General features: G+C 69.6%; 17 protein-coding genes. 10 read left to right on the top strand and 7 right to left on the bottom strand.

Going from position 1 to position 16,688, the window contains the following annotated elements:
* Nucleotides 1–49 precede the first annotated feature (49 nt).
* Nucleotides 50–550 carry a methylated-DNA--[protein]-cysteine S-methyltransferase gene (locus ABTZ89_RS21345; protein ID WP_351047333.1) on the bottom strand — a complete coding sequence of 167 codons (501 nt, stop codon included), beginning with the start codon at nucleotides 548–550 and terminating at the stop codon, nucleotides 50–52.
* Between the two features lie 28 nt (nucleotides 551–578).
* Nucleotides 579–2,051: a DNA-3-methyladenine glycosylase 2 family protein gene (locus ABTZ89_RS21340; RefSeq protein ID WP_351047330.1), complete on the bottom strand. Its 1,473-nt coding sequence runs from the start codon at nucleotides 2,049–2,051 to the stop codon at nucleotides 579–581.
* 97 nt (nucleotides 2,052–2,148) lie between these two features.
* Between ABTZ89_RS21340 and ABTZ89_RS21335 the strand changes: the two genes are divergently transcribed.
* Nucleotides 2,149–2,346, top strand: coding sequence for a hypothetical protein (locus tag ABTZ89_RS21335; protein WP_270948874.1), 198 nt, complete (start codon nucleotides 2,149–2,151; stop codon nucleotides 2,344–2,346).
* Between the two features lie 112 nt (nucleotides 2,347–2,458).
* Complete coding sequence (gene ychF, locus ABTZ89_RS21330) at nucleotides 2,459–3,535, top strand: redox-regulated ATPase YchF (protein ID WP_270948873.1); 1,077 nt, start codon at nucleotides 2,459–2,461, stop codon at nucleotides 3,533–3,535.
* Between the two features lie 145 nt (nucleotides 3,536–3,680).
* Here the strand turns inward: ychF and ABTZ89_RS21325 are convergent, their stop codons facing one another.
* Nucleotides 3,681–4,517, bottom strand: coding sequence for a helix-turn-helix transcriptional regulator (locus tag ABTZ89_RS21325; protein ID WP_351047325.1), 837 nt, complete (start codon nucleotides 4,515–4,517; stop codon nucleotides 3,681–3,683).
* A 141-nt stretch (nucleotides 4,518–4,658) separates the two neighbouring features.
* On the opposite strand from ABTZ89_RS21325, the gene ABTZ89_RS21320 reads away from it, so the two are divergent.
* The 3 genes from ABTZ89_RS21320 to ABTZ89_RS21310 all read left to right on the top strand — a co-directional run bounded on the left by ABTZ89_RS21320 (nucleotide 4,659) and on the right by ABTZ89_RS21310 (nucleotide 6,562).
* On the top strand, nucleotides 4,659–5,405 hold the full coding sequence (locus ABTZ89_RS21320; protein ID WP_351047322.1) for an alpha/beta hydrolase: 747 nt from the start codon (nucleotides 4,659–4,661) through the stop codon (nucleotides 5,403–5,405).
* On the top strand, nucleotides 5,399–5,602 hold the full coding sequence (locus ABTZ89_RS21315) for an alpha/beta hydrolase family protein (RefSeq protein ID WP_351047319.1): 204 nt from the start codon (nucleotides 5,399–5,401) through the stop codon (nucleotides 5,600–5,602). Before ABTZ89_RS21320 ends, ABTZ89_RS21315 begins: the two co-directional genes overlap by 7 nt.
* Before the next feature lie 93 nt (nucleotides 5,603–5,695).
* Nucleotides 5,696–6,562, top strand: coding sequence for an AraC family transcriptional regulator (locus ABTZ89_RS21310; RefSeq protein ID WP_351047316.1), 867 nt, complete (start codon nucleotides 5,696–5,698; stop codon nucleotides 6,560–6,562).
* 87 nt (nucleotides 6,563–6,649) lie between these two features.
* Here the strand turns inward: ABTZ89_RS21310 and ABTZ89_RS21305 are convergent, their stop codons facing one another.
* Together ABTZ89_RS21305 and ABTZ89_RS21300 are read right to left on the bottom strand one after the other, a co-directional pair.
* A complete protein-coding gene (locus tag ABTZ89_RS21305; protein ID WP_351047313.1) occupies nucleotides 6,650–7,180 on the bottom strand; it encodes a GNAT family N-acetyltransferase in 531 nt (176 codons plus the stop codon).
* A 55-nt stretch (nucleotides 7,181–7,235) separates the two neighbouring features.
* Nucleotides 7,236–7,586: a MerR family transcriptional regulator gene (locus ABTZ89_RS21300; protein WP_270948868.1), complete on the bottom strand. Its 351-nt coding sequence runs from the start codon at nucleotides 7,584–7,586 to the stop codon at nucleotides 7,236–7,238.
* Nucleotides 7,587–7,645: 59 nt separating this feature from the next.
* Here ABTZ89_RS21300 and ABTZ89_RS21295 point away from each other — a divergent pair, with 59 nt between their 5' ends.
* The 3 genes from ABTZ89_RS21295 to ABTZ89_RS21285 are packed head-to-tail and all read left to right on the top strand — an operon-like array spanning nucleotide 7,646 to nucleotide 12,637.
* Nucleotides 7,646–8,824, top strand: coding sequence for an MFS transporter (locus tag ABTZ89_RS21295; protein WP_351047310.1), 1,179 nt, complete (start codon nucleotides 7,646–7,648; stop codon nucleotides 8,822–8,824).
* Nucleotides 8,784–10,409, top strand: a complete 1,626-nt coding sequence (locus tag ABTZ89_RS21290) for an acetyl-CoA C-acetyltransferase (RefSeq protein ID WP_351047307.1) — start codon at nucleotides 8,784–8,786, stop codon at nucleotides 10,407–10,409. The genes ABTZ89_RS21295 and ABTZ89_RS21290 overlap by 41 nt, the downstream gene beginning before the upstream one ends.
* Before the next feature lie 14 nt (nucleotides 10,410–10,423).
* A complete protein-coding gene (locus ABTZ89_RS21285; RefSeq protein WP_351047304.1) occupies nucleotides 10,424–12,637 on the top strand; it encodes a 3-hydroxyacyl-CoA dehydrogenase NAD-binding domain-containing protein in 2,214 nt (737 codons plus the stop codon).
* A 64-nt stretch (nucleotides 12,638–12,701) separates the two neighbouring features.
* On the opposite strand, the gene ABTZ89_RS21280 is transcribed toward ABTZ89_RS21285, so the two are convergent.
* Nucleotides 12,702–13,505 (bottom strand): hypothetical protein, encoded by an 804-nt coding sequence (locus ABTZ89_RS21280; protein WP_351047298.1) that lies wholly within the window; start codon nucleotides 13,503–13,505, stop codon nucleotides 12,702–12,704.
* A 156-nt stretch (nucleotides 13,506–13,661) separates the two neighbouring features.
* Nucleotides 13,662–14,273, bottom strand: coding sequence for a TetR/AcrR family transcriptional regulator (locus ABTZ89_RS21275; protein ID WP_351047295.1), 612 nt, complete (start codon nucleotides 14,271–14,273; stop codon nucleotides 13,662–13,664).
* 84 nt (nucleotides 14,274–14,357) lie between these two features.
* On the opposite strand from ABTZ89_RS21275, the gene ABTZ89_RS21270 reads away from it, so the two are divergent.
* Nucleotides 14,358–15,854, top strand: a complete 1,497-nt coding sequence (locus ABTZ89_RS21270) for a flavin-containing monooxygenase (RefSeq protein WP_270949153.1) — start codon at nucleotides 14,358–14,360, stop codon at nucleotides 15,852–15,854.
* Between the two features lie 82 nt (nucleotides 15,855–15,936).
* Nucleotides 15,937–16,671 carry a DUF6319 family protein gene (locus ABTZ89_RS21265; RefSeq protein ID WP_351047292.1) on the top strand — a complete coding sequence of 245 codons (735 nt, stop codon included), beginning with the start codon at nucleotides 15,937–15,939 and terminating at the stop codon, nucleotides 16,669–16,671.
* Nucleotides 16,672–16,688 lie beyond the last annotated feature (17 nt).

The following is a 16,688-nucleotide window of genomic DNA, read 5'->3' as shown; positions in this document are numbered from 1 at the left end:
AGTACTTCGGGGTGCCAGAGCACCCCGAAGTACTCAAGAGCTTTCTGGCTCAGGCCGCGGCTTCGTGGTCGAGGAGCCAGCGCTTGACGGGGAGGCCCCAGCGGAAGCCGCCCAGGGAACCGTCGCTGCGGAGGACTCGGTGGCACGGCACGAAGAGCGCTGCGGCGTTGCGGGCGCAGGCCGAGGCCGCGGCGCGGATCGCTTGAGGGCGGCCGGCGAGCGCGGCGTACTCGGTGTAGCTCACCGGCTCTCCGGCCGGGACCTTGCGCAGGACTTCCCAGGCGTGCTCCAGGAACGGGCCCGAGCGCTGCCGCACCGGGATTCCGTCCACGGCGTGCAGGTCGCCGTCGTGGTAGGCGCGGATCGCGCGGGTCACGTCGCCGAGGTCGGAGGCTTCGACCGGGGCGTCGGGCAGCAGCGAAGGCGAGACCTGGGGGAGCAGTTCGTCGAGCTGGGCGGTCCAGCCGGACGCGAGCACGGCACCATCAGCATCGACCACGGCCGTGAACGGCCCGGTCGGAGTATCCACAGTGGACCACTTGATCACGATTACTCCTGGGTTCTTCTCGAGCGGGGATTCACGAAGCCTGCTGCAGCTGCGGTGACGTGGCCGCAGCCTCCCACAGCAGCACTCCGGCGTAGGAGCTCCACGGGCTCCACCGGCGGGCGTGTTCCTGGATCACCGCGGGGTCTTCGGACAGTCCGAGCGCCTCGGCGCCGCGGCGCAGCGCGAGGTCTCCGATGAGCAGCACGTCCGGTGCGCCGAGCACGCGCATGGCGACGTAGCTCGACGTCCACGGGCCGATCCCGCGGATCTGCTCCAGGTCGTGCCGCAGTTCCGCCTCGTCCCGGCCGGGGTGCAGGGCCAGCCGCCCCTCGGCGACGGCCGCCGCCACGTCGCGGACGGTCTCCGCACGCCGACGCGGACCGGGCAGGGCATCCACGACTCGTTCGGCGAGCACTTCAGCGGTGGGGAACAACGTGGTCACCGCATCCGGGTGCGGCAGCGGCTCGCCGAGGTCGGTGACCAGTCGTTCGGTGGTCTTGCGGGCGGCCGCGACCGAGATCTGCTGGCCGATCACCGCCCGGACGATGATCTCCAGGCTGTCCACGCTGCCGGGCACTCGAACCCCCGGCGAGCGGGCGATGGAGCTGCTCAGCAGCGGGTCGGCGCCGAGCACTTCGCGCACCGCGATCGGGTCCGCGTCGAGGTCGAGCAGGCGGCGCAGCCGGGACACCGCGCTGCCGAGGTCGCGCAGGTCGGTCAGCTGCAGGGTGCAGGCGACGTACTTCTCCTGCGGTCGCAGCGTCGCGACACCCGTCCCGTACGGCAGCCGCAGCGAGCGCGTGTAGTGGTCCGGCCCGGTGTCCTCCAGACCGGCCAGCGCGCGCTGGCTCAGGAACCGCAGCACCCCGGACGCATCGCACGGTGCGCGGAACGGCAGTCGCAGCTGCACGGTGCCGGCACCGCTCGGTGCGTCGTTGCGGCGGTGCGCTCGGCTGCGCATCTCCGTCGGCGTGGTGCCGAAGACCTCGCGCATGGTGTCGTTGAACTGCCGAAGGCTGGAGAACCCGGCAGCGAAGGCGACATCGCTGAACGAGATCGCGGTCGTCTCGATCAGGATCCGCGCCGAATGCGCGCGGTGCGCGCGGGCGAGGCCGAGCGGTCCGGCGCCGAGCTCGGCGGTGAGCACCCTGGTCAGGTGCCGTTCCGAGTAGCCGAGCTGGTCGGCCAGCCCGCGGACCCCGCAGCGGTCCACCACGCCGTCGGTGATCAGCCGCATGGCCCGTCCGGCGAGGTCGGCGCGCAGGTTCCACTCCGGCGAGCCCGGCACGGCGTCCGGCAGGCACCTCCGGCACGCGCGGAACCCGGCGGCCTGCGCGGCGGCGGCTGTCGCGAAGAACATGCTGTTGCTGCGCTTCGGGGTCCGGGCCGGGCAGGAGGGGCGGCAGTAGATGCCGGTCGAGCGGACTGCGTGGATGAAGCAGCCGTCGAACCGCGCATCACGCGAGGCCACGGCCCGGAAGGCTTCTTCGGTTCCCACCAACATGCCTTCGATCGTGCCAGCGCCCAGCACCCGCTACTAGCGGAAAAAAGACACGGCCATCCGGGTGGGCAAATGGGCGTTTGATCCCTATCGTCGCATCATGGCGAATTCGAAGATCAAGCTCGTCACCGCCGCAGCCGGGGCCGCGTTCGCGCTGATGGTCACGGCCGGCTGCGACGGTTCGGCCCCCGCCCCGCAGCAACAGCAGGAGCAGGAGGAGGGCGGCCAGGACGGCCAGCAGGACGACCAGCAGGGCGGTCAGGACGACGAGCAGGGCGAGGACGAGGACGACAACTGACCCGCCCGACGCGGGCGCAGCAGTGCCCCTGCGCCCGCGTCGGCCGGGATCCACCTCACGACCTGCCCACCGGGGCCGATGCCGCTCTGATGCAGCACCTAGACTCCAGGGCGTGAGCCTCACCCTCGGAATCGTCGGGCTGCCCAACGTCGGCAAGTCCACCCTGTTCAACGCGCTGACCAGCAACGACGCTCTGGCGGCGAACTACCCGTTCGCCACCATCGAGCCGAACGTGGGCGTCGTGCCGTTGCCGGACGAGCGGCTGGACAAGCTGGCGGAGATCTTCGGCTCGGCCAAGACGGTGCCCGCCACGGTGTCGTTCGTCGACATCGCGGGCCTGGTCAAGGGCGCCTCCGAGGGGCAGGGGCTGGGCAACAAGTTCCTCGCCAACATCCGCGAGGCGGACGCGATCTGCCAGGTCATCCGCGTCTTCGACGACCCCGACGTGGTGCACGTCGACGGCCGGGTGGACCCGTCCAGCGACATCGAGACGATCAACACCGAGCTGATCCTCGCCGACCTGCAGACCCTGGAGAAGGCGCTGCCGCGGCTGGAGAAGGAAGCCCGCACCCACAAGGACAAGCGCCCGGCGCTGGAGATCGCGCAGCAGGCCAAGGAGATCCTCGACTCCGGCAAGACGCTGTTCGCGGCGGGCATGGCGGACAGCCCGGAGCTGCGCGAGCTGAACCTGCTGACCACCAAGCCGTTCCTCTACGTGTTCAACGCAGACGAGGGCGTGCTGAGCGACGAGTCCAAGCAGGCCGAGCTGCGCGAACTGGTCGCGCCCGGCGACGCGGTGTTCCTGGACGCCAAGGTCGAGGAGGAGCTCAAGGAACTGGACGAGGAGTCCCAGCGCGAGCTGCTGGAGTCGATCGGCCAGTCGGAGCCGGGCCTGAACGCGATGGCCCGAGCCGGCTTCCACACCCTGGGCCTGCAGACCTACTTGACGGCCGGCCCGAAGGAAGCCCGCGCCTGGACGATCCACCAGGGCTGGACGGCCCCCCAGGCGGCCGGCGTGATCCACACCGACTTCGAGCGCGGCTTCATCAAGGCCGAGATCGTCTCCTTCGAGGACCTGGTCGCCTCGGGCTCGATGGCGGACGCCAAGTCCGCGGGCAAGGTCCGCATGGAAGGCAAGGACTACGTGATGATCGACGGCGACGTCGTCGAATTCCGCTTCAACGTCTGATCTTCGAGGCGAACGAGCAGAAAGCCCCGGTCCGGCACTTGCCGGACCGGGGCTTTCTGCATCGAGCGGTGTCCGTGCTCAGGTCCTGTCGACGATCTTCCCCTCCCCGCCAGCATTCCGCGCTTGTCGACGAGGTTGCCGACTCTCAGGTGACGAGGGTTGACAGGGCTTGGGCGTCTGGGGTTCCGGGGTCGGCCGACCACAGGATGAGCTGCTGCCTCGCCGCGCCCGCGTAGGTGAAGGAGTCCCAGTTCAGGCGCATCCGGCCAGCCGTGGGGTGGATCATGACCTTGGCTCCGAAGTCCTGCTCGGCGACTCGGTGCTCGGCCCACCAGCGGCGGAAGTCGTCGCTGGCGATGGAGAGCCGGCCGACGAGCGCGGCCAGTTCCGGATCGTCGGGGTTCTCCGCGGCCTCGCGCCGGAGGATGCCGACGCAGGTGCGGGCGACGGACGGCCAGTCCTCGTACAGGTCCTTCACCTCGGGTGCGGTGAACGTGATGGAGACGTAGTTGCGGTCGGCGGCGGGGATCCGCGCGAAGTCGGTGATCAAGGCCGCTGCGGGGGCGTTCCAGGCGAGGACGTCCATCCTGGGGCCGAGGACGAGAGCAGGGAGGTCGGTGAGCTGGTCCAGCAGCAGCTGGAGCCGGTCGTGCGCGGCCTCGCGGCCGGGGGCGGACATCAGGTAGCCGCGGGCGTGGTTGAGGAGGTCCTCGGCGTAGGCCCTCTGCTCCGAGGACAGGGCGAAGGTCCGGCACAGCGTCTCGAAGACCTGGTCCGACGGTGCCAGGCGGCCCTGCTCGACACGCGTGTAGTAGTCGGTGCTGACCGCGGCGAGCTGCGCGACCTCTTCGCGCCGCAGCCCCGCGACGCGTCGCCGCGTGGAGGTGCTCACCACGTTGGCGGGGATCGCGTCCGGGGAGACCTCGCCGCGTCTGACGCGGAAGAAGTCGCCCAGGGCCTTGAGCTGGGGTGAGGACGGCACACGCCGAGCGTAGAGCTGCCCCGTGCTGGTGTCCTGGGACAGATCCTTCCCAGGAAAGAACGTGGGCTGGTTCGGTCCCGCGCCGCGAGTGAGTGTGGATGCCACGACGGGGAGCTGCCCCGGAATCACTGAGGAGGCACCGTGGTCACCGGCACCATCGAGCACATCACGTTCCGCAATCCCGACATGCACTGGGACATCGCAGCGGATCTCCACTTCCCGCCGGACTTCGACGAGTCGAAGACCTACCCCGCGATCGTCGCGGCCCACCCGATCGGCAGCTGCAAGGAGCAGACCTCCGGAAGCATCTACGCCCCCGCCCTCGCGGAGGCCGGGTACGTGGTCATCGCGTTCGACGCCAGCTTCCAGGGCGCGAGCGGCGGCGAGCCGCGGTTCCTCGAGGACCCCGCCCAGCGGGTCCAGGACTTCAGCCGCGTCGTCGACCACCTCGTCACCCTTCCCCACGTCGATGCCGACCGGATCGGCGTGCTCGGCATCTGCGGCGGTGGCGGGTACACGCTCGCGGCAGCGAAGACCGAGAAGCGCTTCAAGGCGGTCGTTTCCATCACCGGAGCGAACTTCGGACGGCTCCAGCGGGAGATCGCGGGCCAGAACGGCGGCTGCTCCAGGCGCTCGGCGCGATCGCCCAGCAGCGCACTGCGGAGGCGCGCGGGGAGCAGAGCGCGGTCAACGGGTTCCTGCCGGAGACGGCCGAGGCCGCGCAGCAGACCGGGGACATCGACATCATCGAGGCCTTCGAGTACTACCGCACCGATCGCGGCCAGGCGGAGCACGGCTGCGTCCTCTTCGAGGTCGCGCACGGCACGGCAGCGCTGGGATGGGATGCGTTCCACCTGGCAGAGGAACTCCTCGACCAGCCCTTGCTGATCGTGATCGGTGACGAGGCCAAGCAGGGCGCGTTCGGCGCCTACCGCGACGGCCACGAGATCTACGAGCGGGCTGCGTCCACCGACAAGGAGCTCCTCGAGATCGACGGTGCTTCGCACTACGACCTGTACGACCGCCCCAACGGGGCGGGACAAGCGCTGAAGGCGGTCATCCCCTTCTTCGCGGACAAGCTCTGACCCTCCGGCGCGTGGCGCTCGATCGGATCGGGCAGGAAAGATCGGGCGTGCCCGGTCCTCCCCTCGTGAGAATCGATGGCGAAGGGAGCAAACGTGATCGAGATCCTGAACCACCTCGTGTCCGAGGTGGAAGAGCGCCTCAGCGAGGAGCTCGACGTCGCCGAGCTCGCCAGCCGGTCCGGGACGACCGAGTACCACGTGCGCCGCATGTTCTCGTCCCTGGCCGGGATACCGGTGTCCGAGTACGTCCGCCGGCGTCGCATGACGGTCGCCGCCGCCGATGTGATCGGTGGTGACGATCTCCTGGCGATCGCCGTCCGGTACGGGTACGGCTCGACGGAGGCGTTCGGCCGGGCCTTCCGAGCTGTGCACGGCACGCGGCCCGCCGACGTTCGTCGCGACGGTGGCCCCCTTCGAAGCCAACCGCAACTCAGGTTCCGCCTGACCGTCGAAGGGAGCACCTCCATGGACGCACGAATCGTCGAACAGCCGGACTTCCGCCTCATCGGACACGCGGCACGCGTGCCGCTCATCTACGAGGGTGTGAACCCGCACATCCAGGAGCACATCGCTTCACTACCCGCGAACGAACACGAACGGCTGAAGCAGTTGGGCAACACCGATCCGGGCGGACTGCTGCAGGTCAGCGCCGACGTCGACCCCGACTACGCGGAGGGCAGCGAGCTGACCTACCTGCACGGCGTAGCGGTGACTGCGGATGCGCCGGTCCCGGACGACCTCGATGCGATCGAGGTGCCGACCGGCCAGTGGGCGGTGTTCCGCACCTCGGGCGAGCACCCGAAGGCGCTCCAGGACGCGTGGGCGGCGACCGCGACCGAGTGGTTCCCGTCCAACCCCTGGCGGCTGCGCGCAGGACCGTCGATCGTCTCGGTGCTCGACCGGGCCGACGACTTCAGCACCGCGACGTGCGAGCTGTGGCTCCCCGTCGAACGCAGTTGAAGCAGGTGATCGCGGGGACGGACTGGGAACCTTTTCCGACGGTCCGTCCCCGTGGTTCCCGTGCGGGGCACTGCATCAAGCAAATGGCTACCGAGGGCCGATCCGCTCATGGGGAGAGGCGTGATCGAGTCGGCGGGACCAGGCCACTTCGCGTTGCAGCTGTCCTGATTCGACGAACAACCGGACCTGGTGGGCGTCGGGCAGCACCGCGGCGAGTTCGTCCCGGTTCGCGTGCACGAAACCGAGCTTCTGCCAGAACGGTCCGGAGCGACGGCTGAACAGCCATGCCGATCGCGCACCTTCTCGTGCTGCTGCGCCGAGCGCGAACCTGGCGAGCGCCGAGCCGTATCCGGCGCGTCTCGCGCTCGGGTGAACCGCGACGCTTCGGATGAGCGCGTGGCGGCGGTCCGCGCTCAGCTCGAACCCGGTGCTCCCGGTGATGCGCCCGGTTCCATCCCGGTCGATCCACAGGAAGACATCGGGGGAGTCGAGTGCGCTCAGCGTCAGGTCGACGTCCTGGAGGAACGCGGTCAGCCCCGCGACGTGCTCGTCCTCGACGCGGACGAGCGACGATGCGATGCGCTCGACCTCGGTTCGGCCGACGTCCTTCGCTGGCAAGGAAACCTCCCGGTAATCACCGATGCCCGCCTGGAAATCCTAGTGGCACGGCGCGTCAGGACTCCGTGGCCGCGAGGTAGGTGGCGAGGGCTGTTCTGGTTTCTTGGAGGCAGGTCAGGCGGTCGTCGAGGGCTGTCAGCTCCGCGCGGAGGGTGGCCAGGAGGTTCGGGCACGGTTCGAGGACCGGGAGTTCTCCGCGGGCGCAGGGGAGGACCGTGCGGATCGTTTCCGTGTTCAGGCCCGCTGCCAGCAGGTTCCGGATCTGGGCGACGACGGTGACCGCGTCGGGCTCGTAGTAGCGGTAGCCGCTCGGCGCTCGCCGCGTGGTGAGCAGGCCCTGCTGTTCGTAGTAGCGCAGGAGGCGTTGGCTGACCCCGGTTCGGCGGGACAGCTCTCCGATCTTCATGAGATCCGGCTCACGCGACGTTGACTCTGCCATCGATGTCAGACTTTAGCGTCTGCGGCATGAGAAGCAGCGGTTGGACCCTGGCGGCCTTGCTGGCCTGCGTGTTCGCCATCGGGTCCGCCGAGTACGCAGTCCTCGGGGTGCTCCCCGACATCGCCGGAGATCTCCGGGTTTCGGTCGGGACCACCGGCCTGCTCGTCACCGGCTACGCGCTGACCGTCGCTGTCGCCGGGCCCGCGGTCACCGCGCTGACCACGCGGGTGCCGCGGAAAGCGCTGCTCATCGGCATGATCGCGATCTTCACCGCGGGCAACGTGCTGGCGGCGCTCGCCGGTGCTTTCGGGCTCGTGCTGGTCGCCCGGATCCTCGCGGCGCTGGTGCACTCGACGTTCTTCGCGGTGGGGCTGGTGCAGGCCGTGTCGGTCGTCGGGGCCGAGCGCCGGGGTCGGGCGATCGCGGTGGTCAGCGCCGGGTTGAACCTGGCGACCGTGCTCGGTGCGCCGCTGGGCACCTTCATCGGGCACGAGTTCGGTTGGCGGGCCACGTTCTGGGCGATCGCGGTCGTGAGCCTGGCCGCGATGGGGCTCATCGCCGTCGCGGTGCCCGCGTCGAGCGCGACCGGTCCCGATTCGGTGCGGGCCGAGACCAGGGCGCTGGTCAGCCGCGAGGTGTTCGTGGTCGTCGTGATCACGGTGCTCACGCAGATCGCGCTGTTCACGCCGTACACCTACATCGCCACCATCCTCACCGAGGTGTCGGGGTTCGCCGCCGGGGCCGTCGGCTGGTTGTTGATGGCGTTCGGGGGCGGCGGACTGGTGGGGAACGTGATCGGTGGCCGGTTGGCCGACCGGTGGCCGTGGGGATCGGTCCGCGGCCTGCTGGCCGGAATGGCTTTCGTGCTAGGGGTTTTCGCGCTCATCGTGCAACACGGCGGTGCTGCTGCCGCAGGTGTTCTGGTGCTCGGCGTGGTGAGTTGTGCGCTCATCCCGGCGTTGCAGGCGCGGGCGTTCGCGGCGGCTGCGGCGGCGCCGACGTTGACGGTCGCGGTGAACACCTCGGCGTTCAACCTCGGGAACGCGGGCGGCGCGTGGATCGGTGGCCGGGTGCTCGACGGCGGTGCGTCGCCGCACTGGTTGATCGGAATCGGGATTCTCGCCGCTGTCCTCGCCTGGGTGGCGACGGCTGCTGTGCGGCGAAATGTTGGAGTGGAAGGAAGAACTGATGTCGCTGTCGTTTGAGGTCCGCGGATCGGGTCCCGGGTTGCTGCTCGCGCACGGCGCGGGCGGGTCGGTCGCGGCGAACTTCCCGTTCATCGACGAACTGGCGAAGGAGCGAACCGTCGTCGCGCCGGACTACCCGGGATCGGGCGGAACACCGAAGGCCGAGCGGCCGTTGGAACTGGACCGGCTGGTCGACGACGTCGTCGCTGCTGCCGTCGACTCGGGGGTGGAAACCTTTGCGGTGCTCGGGTATTCGATGGGCACGGCGGTCGCGGTTCGAGCCGCCGCGCGGTATCCGGAACGGGTGGGCGCGCTGGTGCTCACCGCCGGACTCGCCCGAGGTGACCGGCACTTCCACCTCAACCTCGACGTCTGGCAGCACCTCCTGGACGACCGGGAAGCGCTCGCGCGGTTCTTGCTGCTGAACTGCTTCGGGCCGGAGGCGCTGAACTCGCTCGACGGCTGGGACGAGGTGCTGCGCGGGACGGCGGACGGGGTGCCGACCGGAACAGGCGACCACATCGACCTGCTGCGCACCATCGACGTCCGCGCCGACCTGCCCGGGATCTCCGTGCCGACGCTGGTCGTCGCGACGACCCAGGACACGCTGGTGCCACCGCACCACTCGCGCGAACTGGCGGCGGCGATCCCCGGTGCGAAGCTCGTGGAGGTCGAGTCCGGGCATCTCATCGGCGCCCAGAAGGTGCGCTCCGGCTGGGAGGACGCCGTGCTGGCCGGCGGCGTCGAGTCCATGTCCCGGGTGCCGATGGGTTCCGACGGCGGCGCTTGGGCGATGGACCCCGAGACCAACTTCGACACCGCCTTCGTGCCGCAGGGCATCGGTGCCGACCTCATCGCCACCCTTGAGGGCTTCGACCGGACCACTGTGGACGCCTACGCCGCGGAGTCGCAGACCCGCGCCGCGAAGGCCTGGGCCGACGGCCGCTTCGCGCGCTCCGTGGTGCCGGTCAGCGACCGCAACGGCCAGGTCGTCCTGGACCGCGACGAGCACATCCGCGCCGGCAGCACGGTGGACAGCCTCGGCGGCCTGAAGCCGTCCTTCGCCGACATCGGTGAGCTCGGCGGGTTCGACGCCGTCGCGCTGCAGAAGTACCACTGGGTCGAGCGCATCGACCACGTGCACACGCCCGGCAATTCCTCCGGCATCGTCGACGGCGCCGCGCTCGCCCTCATCGGCAGCGAATCGCTCGGCGAGCGCACCGGTCTGCGCCCGCGCGCCCGCATCGTCTCCGCTGCGCTCAGCGGTGCGGACCCGACGATCATGCTGACCGGTCCCGGCCCGGCCGTGCGCAAGGCGCTGGCCAAGGCCGAGATGAGCATCGACCAGATCGACCTGGTGGAGATCAACGAGGCGTTCGCCGCCGTCCCGCTGAAGTTCATGAAGGAGTTCGGCGTCAGCCACGACAAGGTCAACGTCAACGGCGGCGCCATCGCCATGGGCCACCCGCTGGGCGCCACCGGGGCGATGATCCTGGGCACCCTGATCGACGAGCTGGAACGCCGCAACCAGCGCTACGGCCTGGCCACGCTGTGCATCGGCGGCGGCATGGGGATCGCGACCATCGTGGAACGCATCGGCTGAAGGACGTACGACACATGAGCGAGCAGAACACCATCCGCTGGTCCTCCGACGCCGACGGCATCGTCGTGCTGACCCTGGACGACCCGCAGCAGCAGGCCAACACCATGAACACGCGCTACCAGCGCAGCATGGACGAAACCCTGCAGCGACTGGAATCCGAACGCGAGAACATCACCGGCGTCGTCATCACCTCCGCGAAGAGCACCTTCTTCGCCGGCGGTGACCTGCGCGAACTCGTCCAGGCCCGCAAGGCCGACGCCGCGCAGGTCGCCGAGAGCACCGCCGGCGTCAAGCAGCAGCTGCGCCGCCTGGAAACCCTCGGCGTGCCGGTCGTGGCCGCGCTCAACGGCACCGCGCTCGGCGGCGGCCTGGAGATCGCGCTGGCCTGCCACCACCGCATCGCGCTCAACGACCCCAAGGCCCGCTTCGGGTTCCCCGAGGTCACCCTGGGCCTGCTGCCCGGTGCGGGCGGCGTGGTCCGCTCGGTCCGGCTGCTGGGCATCGCCGACGCGCTGCTCAACGTGCTGCTGCAGGGGCAGCGGCTGCGCCCGGAGAAGGCCGTCGAGGTCGGCATCGTCGACGAGCTCGTGGACACCCCCGAGCAGCTGCTGGAGCGCGCCAAGGAGTGGATCAAGGCCAACCCCGAGGCGGCCCAGCCGTGGGACAAGCCCGGCCACAAGATCCCCGGCGGCACCCCGTCGAACCCGAAGTTCGCCGCCAACCTGCCCGCGTTCCCCGCGAACCTGCGCAAGCAGCTCAAGGGCGCCCCGCTGCTCGCGCCGAAGAACATCCTGGCCGCCGCGGTGGAGGGCTCGCAGGTCGACTTCGACACCGCGCTGACCATCGAGGGCCGCTACTTCGTGGAGCTCGTGTGCGGGCAGACCGCGAAGAACATGAGCAAGGCGTTCTTCTTCGACCTGCAGCACATCAACTCCGGCGGCAGCCGCCCGTCCGGTGAGCCGACCTGGAAGGCCAAGAAGGTCGCCGTCCTCGGCGGCGGCATGATGGGCGCGGGCATCGCCTACGTCTGCGCCAAGGCCGGCATGCAGGTGGTGCTCAAGGACATCTCCCTCGAAGCGGCCGAGAAGGGCAAGGACTACTCGGTCAAGCTGGAGGAGAAGGCCGTCGCCCGCGGCCGCTCCACCCAGGAGAAGTCCGACGCGCTGCTGGCCCGCATCACGCCCACCGACCAGGTCGAGCCGCTGTCCGGCTGCGACCTGGTGATCGAGGCGGTCTTCGAGGACACCAAGCTCAAGCACCAGGTCTACGGCGAGATCCAGGACGTCGTCGACGGTGACGCGCTGATCGCCTCGAACACCTCGACGCTGCCGATCACCGGCCTGGCCGAGGGCGTGCGGCGCCGCGAGGACTTCATCGGCCTGCACTTCTTCTCGCCGGTGGACAAGATGCCGCTGGTGGAGATCATCTGCGGCGAGCACACCAGCGACAAGGCGCTGGCCCGCGCGTTCGACGTGGTGCAGCAGATCAAGAAGACGCCGATCGTGGTCAACGACAGCCGCGGCTTCTTCACCAGCCGGGTCATCGGCACCTTCCTCAACGAGGGCGTGTCGATGCTGGCCGAGGGCATCCACCCGTCGTCGATCGAGCAGGCCTCCTCGCAGGCCGGTTTCCCGGCGCCGGTGCTGCAGCTGTTCGACGAGCTGACCTTCACCCTGCCGCGCCGGATCCGCGACGAGTCCAAGCGCGCGGTCGAGGCGGCGGGCGGCACCTGGACGCCGCACCCGGCCGAGCAGGTGCTGGACCGGATGATCGACGAGTTCGACCGCAAGGGCCGCTCCAGCGGCGCCGGTTTCTACGACTACGCCGACGGCAAGCGCACCGGCCTGTGGCCGGGGCTGGTCGAGCACTTCGGCACCGACCGCGATCCGTCCGAAGTGGACATCGTGGACCTCCAGGAGCGGATGCTGTTCGTGGAGGCGCTGGAAACCGTCAAGTGCTTCGACGAGGGCGTGCTGCGCTCGGTGCCGGACGCCAACATCGGCTCGATCTTCGGCATCGGCTTCCCGGCCTGGACCGGCGGCGTCGTGCAGTACGTCAACGGCTACCCCGGTGGCCTGGCCGGATTCGTGGCCCGCGCCAAGGAACTGGCCGAGCGCTACGGCGACCGCTTCAACCCGCCGGCTTCCCTGGTGAAGCGCGCCGAGGCGGGCGAACCGCTCGACATCGGTGAGCCGGACAGCGGAATCGTCTCCGCCACGGCTGCCTGATCAGCTGCAAGAGAAAGCGGCCCCGGATCTGTTTGATCCGGGGCCGCTTTCGTGCGGGTCGGTCTCAGAGCAGGTTCTTGACCTTCTGGACCGCCGGGTCCAGCGAACCGGTGATCTGGTGCACCGGCTTCGCGGGGACGCGGCTGGTGAGCTCGCCCGAGAGCTGGTCGGCGCCGCTGCCCAGGCCCTGGTCGAGCGCGGCCAGCGGCGGGATCTTGCCCACCGCGGGCACGAGCTGGTCCGGCTTCGGCAGCGGCATGACCTCGCCGGGCGCGTTGAGCGGGTTGCGCTGCAGCGTCGGGGCGACCACGCCGACCGGGCTGGCCACCGGCTCGGACTCGAAGCCCTGCGCGGCGGTCACGTCGACGGCGGTGTCGGCCGCGGACACGCCCTGGTGGTCGGGCTTGCGGGGACCGACCTCGGCGTCCAGCAGGGTGGAGTCGGCGTTCTTCTCGTGGAGCACGCCGATGTTCTCCGGGGCGGCCGAAACGCCGATGGTCGGGCGCTCCTTGGTCATCTTCCCGGTCACGTCGTTGCCGGCGGCGAAGACGTGGCTCAGCGCCCGGTTCGCCTTGCCGGGGGCCAGCGGCGGACGACCGTCCTGCAGCTCACCGGCGACGCCGTGACCGGCCTCGGTGATCTCGGTCCCGACCTGCTTGATCAGGTTCGGGGATGTGGCTTGCAGCTGCGCGTCCGCGCACGGGGCCTTGACCGGGCTGAACCCGGGGCCCTTCTGCATCTGGCAGGCGTTGACCGGGGCGGTGAAACCGACCTGGTCAGGAATCGACGACAGGTCCGGCTTCGGCAGGTCGGTGGTCTCCGCAGCGGAGGCGGCACCGGTACCGACTGCGGCGAACCCCGCGGCCACAACGGCTGCCTTTACTGTGCGCGTGGTCCAGGGGCGCAAGGTCTGTTCTCCTAGGGTCGGATGCGTTGGTACGGCGGAATCGTCATCGGAGATCAGAAAGACGACCTTGACCCTGCCGAGCGACAAACGACCCGAACGAGTGACTTCAGGCGCTGATCAGGGGCCCGGGGTGAGGCTTGGGGCGAAGAGGGCCATCAGGTGTTCGGTGGCCTTCTCCGGTGTCACCTCGGGGCGGTGTTCCCGCCACAGCGCGAGCCGTTCGCAGGCGCCGATGATCGCTTCGGCGTAGGCCTCCAGCTGCTCCTGGTCGAGGTCGGGGCGGGCCGCCGCGAGCAGGCCCGCGGTGAAGTCCCGCTGCTGCAAGCGGATTCCCTCGAGCTCGGAGTTCACCGAAGCGCTCGGCACGGCGGACTCGTTGCGCAGCAGCGCCCAGGACTGCGCGTGGTCGTCGCCGAACTTGAAGAACGCCAGCAGGCAGTCGTGCATCAGCTGCTCGGGGCTGTCGGCCCCGGCGGCCGCGACGGTGCTGGCCTCGATCAGCTCGCGCTTGCAGCGCTGCAGGCAGGCCAGCAGCAGGCCCTCCTTGGAGCCGAAGTACTCGTAGAGCATCGGCTTGGACAGGCCGACCCGCGCGGCGATGTCGTCCATGGAGGTCGCCTGGTAGCCCTCGGCGGCGAACACCCCTTCGGCCACGTCGAGGATCTGCTGCTCTCGCTCGGCCCGCGACATCCGCTTGCGCCGGGGGGTCGATGCCTGCTGGGTCTGCACGAAAACAACCCTACCGCAAGTAACCTACTCGTAGTAGCCTACTGCGGAGTAGATACACTCGTGCCGGTGTCCGAGGAGGCCCTGATGGCGCAACGGCAGTCGAAGGACCAGCGCAGTTACCGAACCTCGGTGGTCATCGTGGGAACCGGGTTCTCCGGCCTGGGCATGGCCATCAAGCTCAAGCAGGCCGGGATCGACGACTTCATCGTCCTGGAGAAGGCCGAAGACCTCGGTGGCACCTGGCGCGACAACACCTACCCGGGCTGCGCCTGCGACGTCCCGTCGATGATGTACTCCTTCTCCTTCGAGCAGAACCCGAACTGGTCGCGGACCTTCGCCAGGCAGGGCGAGATCGAGGACTACCTGCAGCACTGCGCGGACAAGTACCGGGTCCGCGACCACATCCACTACGGCGTGGAGTTCACCGGCGCCGAGTACGACGAGTCCGCCCAGACCTGGACCGTGACCACCAAGGACGGCACCGAGTACCTGGGCAAGGCGCTGGTCTCCGGCGTCGGCGCCCTGCACATCCCGAGCTACCCGGAACTGCCGGGCGTGGCGGACTTCGAGGGCGAGGTGTTCCACTCCGCCGAGTGGAACCACGACTACGACCTGGCCGGCAAGCGCGTCGCGGTGATCGGCACCGGCGCCAGCGCGATCCAGTTCGTGCCGCAGATCGCCAAGGAGGTCGAGCGGCTGCACCTGTTCCAGCGGACGCCCCCGTGGGTCCAGCCCAAGCCGGACCACCCCGTCCCCGAATCCGTGCAGCGCATCTTCCGCCGCGTGCCGTTCGCGCAGCGGGCCGTCCGCAACGCGCTCTACTGGACGCTGGAAGCGCGCTACTTCGCGGTGTTCAACAAGCGTCTCGGCAGGATCGCCGAGCACCTGGCGAAGCGCTACATCCGCTCGGTGGTCAAGGATCCGAAGGTGCGCGAAGCGGTCACCCCCGACTACTCCATGGGCTGCAAGCGGATCCTGCTGTCCAACGACTACTACCCGGCGCTGAACCGGTCCAACGTGGACCTGGTGACCAGCGGCGTGGCCGAGGTCCGGAAGAACTCGGTGGTCACCGGTGACGGCGAGGAGCACCCGGTGGACGCGATCATCTACGGCACCGGTTTCCACGTCACCGACGCCTTCGACGACCTGAGCATCGTCGGCCGCGACGGCCGCAAGCTGCAAGACGTGTGGCGCAACGGGATGGAGGCCTACCTGGGCATCACGGTCTCCGGCTTCCCGAACCTGTTCTTCCTGCTGGGGCCGAACACCGGGCTCGGCCACAACTCCGTGGTGTTCATGATCGAGTCGCAGCTCAACTACGCGGTGGGGTGCTTGAAGAAGATCTGCCGCGGCGAGATCGGGCAGCTCGACGTCCGCCAGTCCGTGCAGGACGACTTCAACAGCGAGATCCAGTCCGAGCTGGGCGACGCGGTGTGGTCGGCGGGCGGCTGCCGCAGCTGGTACCTCGACGAGAACGGCGTCAACCGCACGGTGTGGCCCGGTTTCACGTGGAAGTACTGGCTGCGCACCCGAAAGGCCGATCCCGCGGATTTCGAGATCACCGCCGCGCGGGGTCGTTGAGAGTTCGCACGGACGTTCGATATAGTGGCGGCGTTGTTGCCGAGCAGCCCCCACCGGGCTCACCCTTGAGCAGGGAATGGCCATGTCACCGCTGACTTCCGACGAACTGCGCGAGATCCGTGACGAGCTGAACTCCGGGACCACGCCGACGGTGTGGTTCACCGGCTCCGCCGTCGGCGTCCCGGAAGGGCGCTCGGGCAAGGTGATCTCGCTCGACGAACCGGCCGAAGGCGACTTCATCCAGGTCCGGCCGGCCGGTTCGAAGGACGTGCTGTCCTTCTCCGCGGCGGAAGTCACGAAGGTCAAACCGCCGCGCAAGCGCGCAGCGGCGGAGCCCGCGAAACCGGCGAAGCCGGAACCCAAGCCCAAGCCCGCGGGAGCGACGCTGCCGCGGAGCTCGGCCATGATGGCGGCGAAGCCCGCCTCCCCGGCGAAGCCGGCCGCGGAGTCCGGAGCGACGGCGAAGCCGAGCGCAGGCGGAGCGCAGCCGAGCACGGCGAAGCCGGGCGCCGGGACGGCGGCGGCGAAGCGGAAGCCGCGCCCGCCGAAGGCGGTCGGCGGAGCGACCGTGACGCTCACGGCCGACGAAGACGGCCAGTGGAGCGTCGAGGTCAGCACGCCGAAGAAGCGGGTGCTGAAGCCGACGCAGGTGCAGGCCGGTGCGGTGGCGCAGGCGGCGAAGGTCCTGCACGACGACGTCGCGGCAGCGGTGGAGCCGCTGATCGAGGCCGCTCGGGAGCAGCAGAAGGCCAAGGTCGAGCAGCTCCGCGCGGAGCTCGCCGCGGCCGAAGCCGCCCTGGACGACCTGCGTTCCTGAACTGACTTCGGTACTAC

Origin of the sequence: Saccharopolyspora sp. NPDC002686 (assembly GCF_040295745.1) — a bacterium.
Taxonomy (GTDB): Bacteria; Actinomycetota; Actinomycetes; order Mycobacteriales; family Pseudonocardiaceae; genus Saccharopolyspora; species Saccharopolyspora oryzae.
Note: the sequence above shows the minus strand (reverse complement) of the source record. Positions and strands in the feature narration are given on the sequence as shown.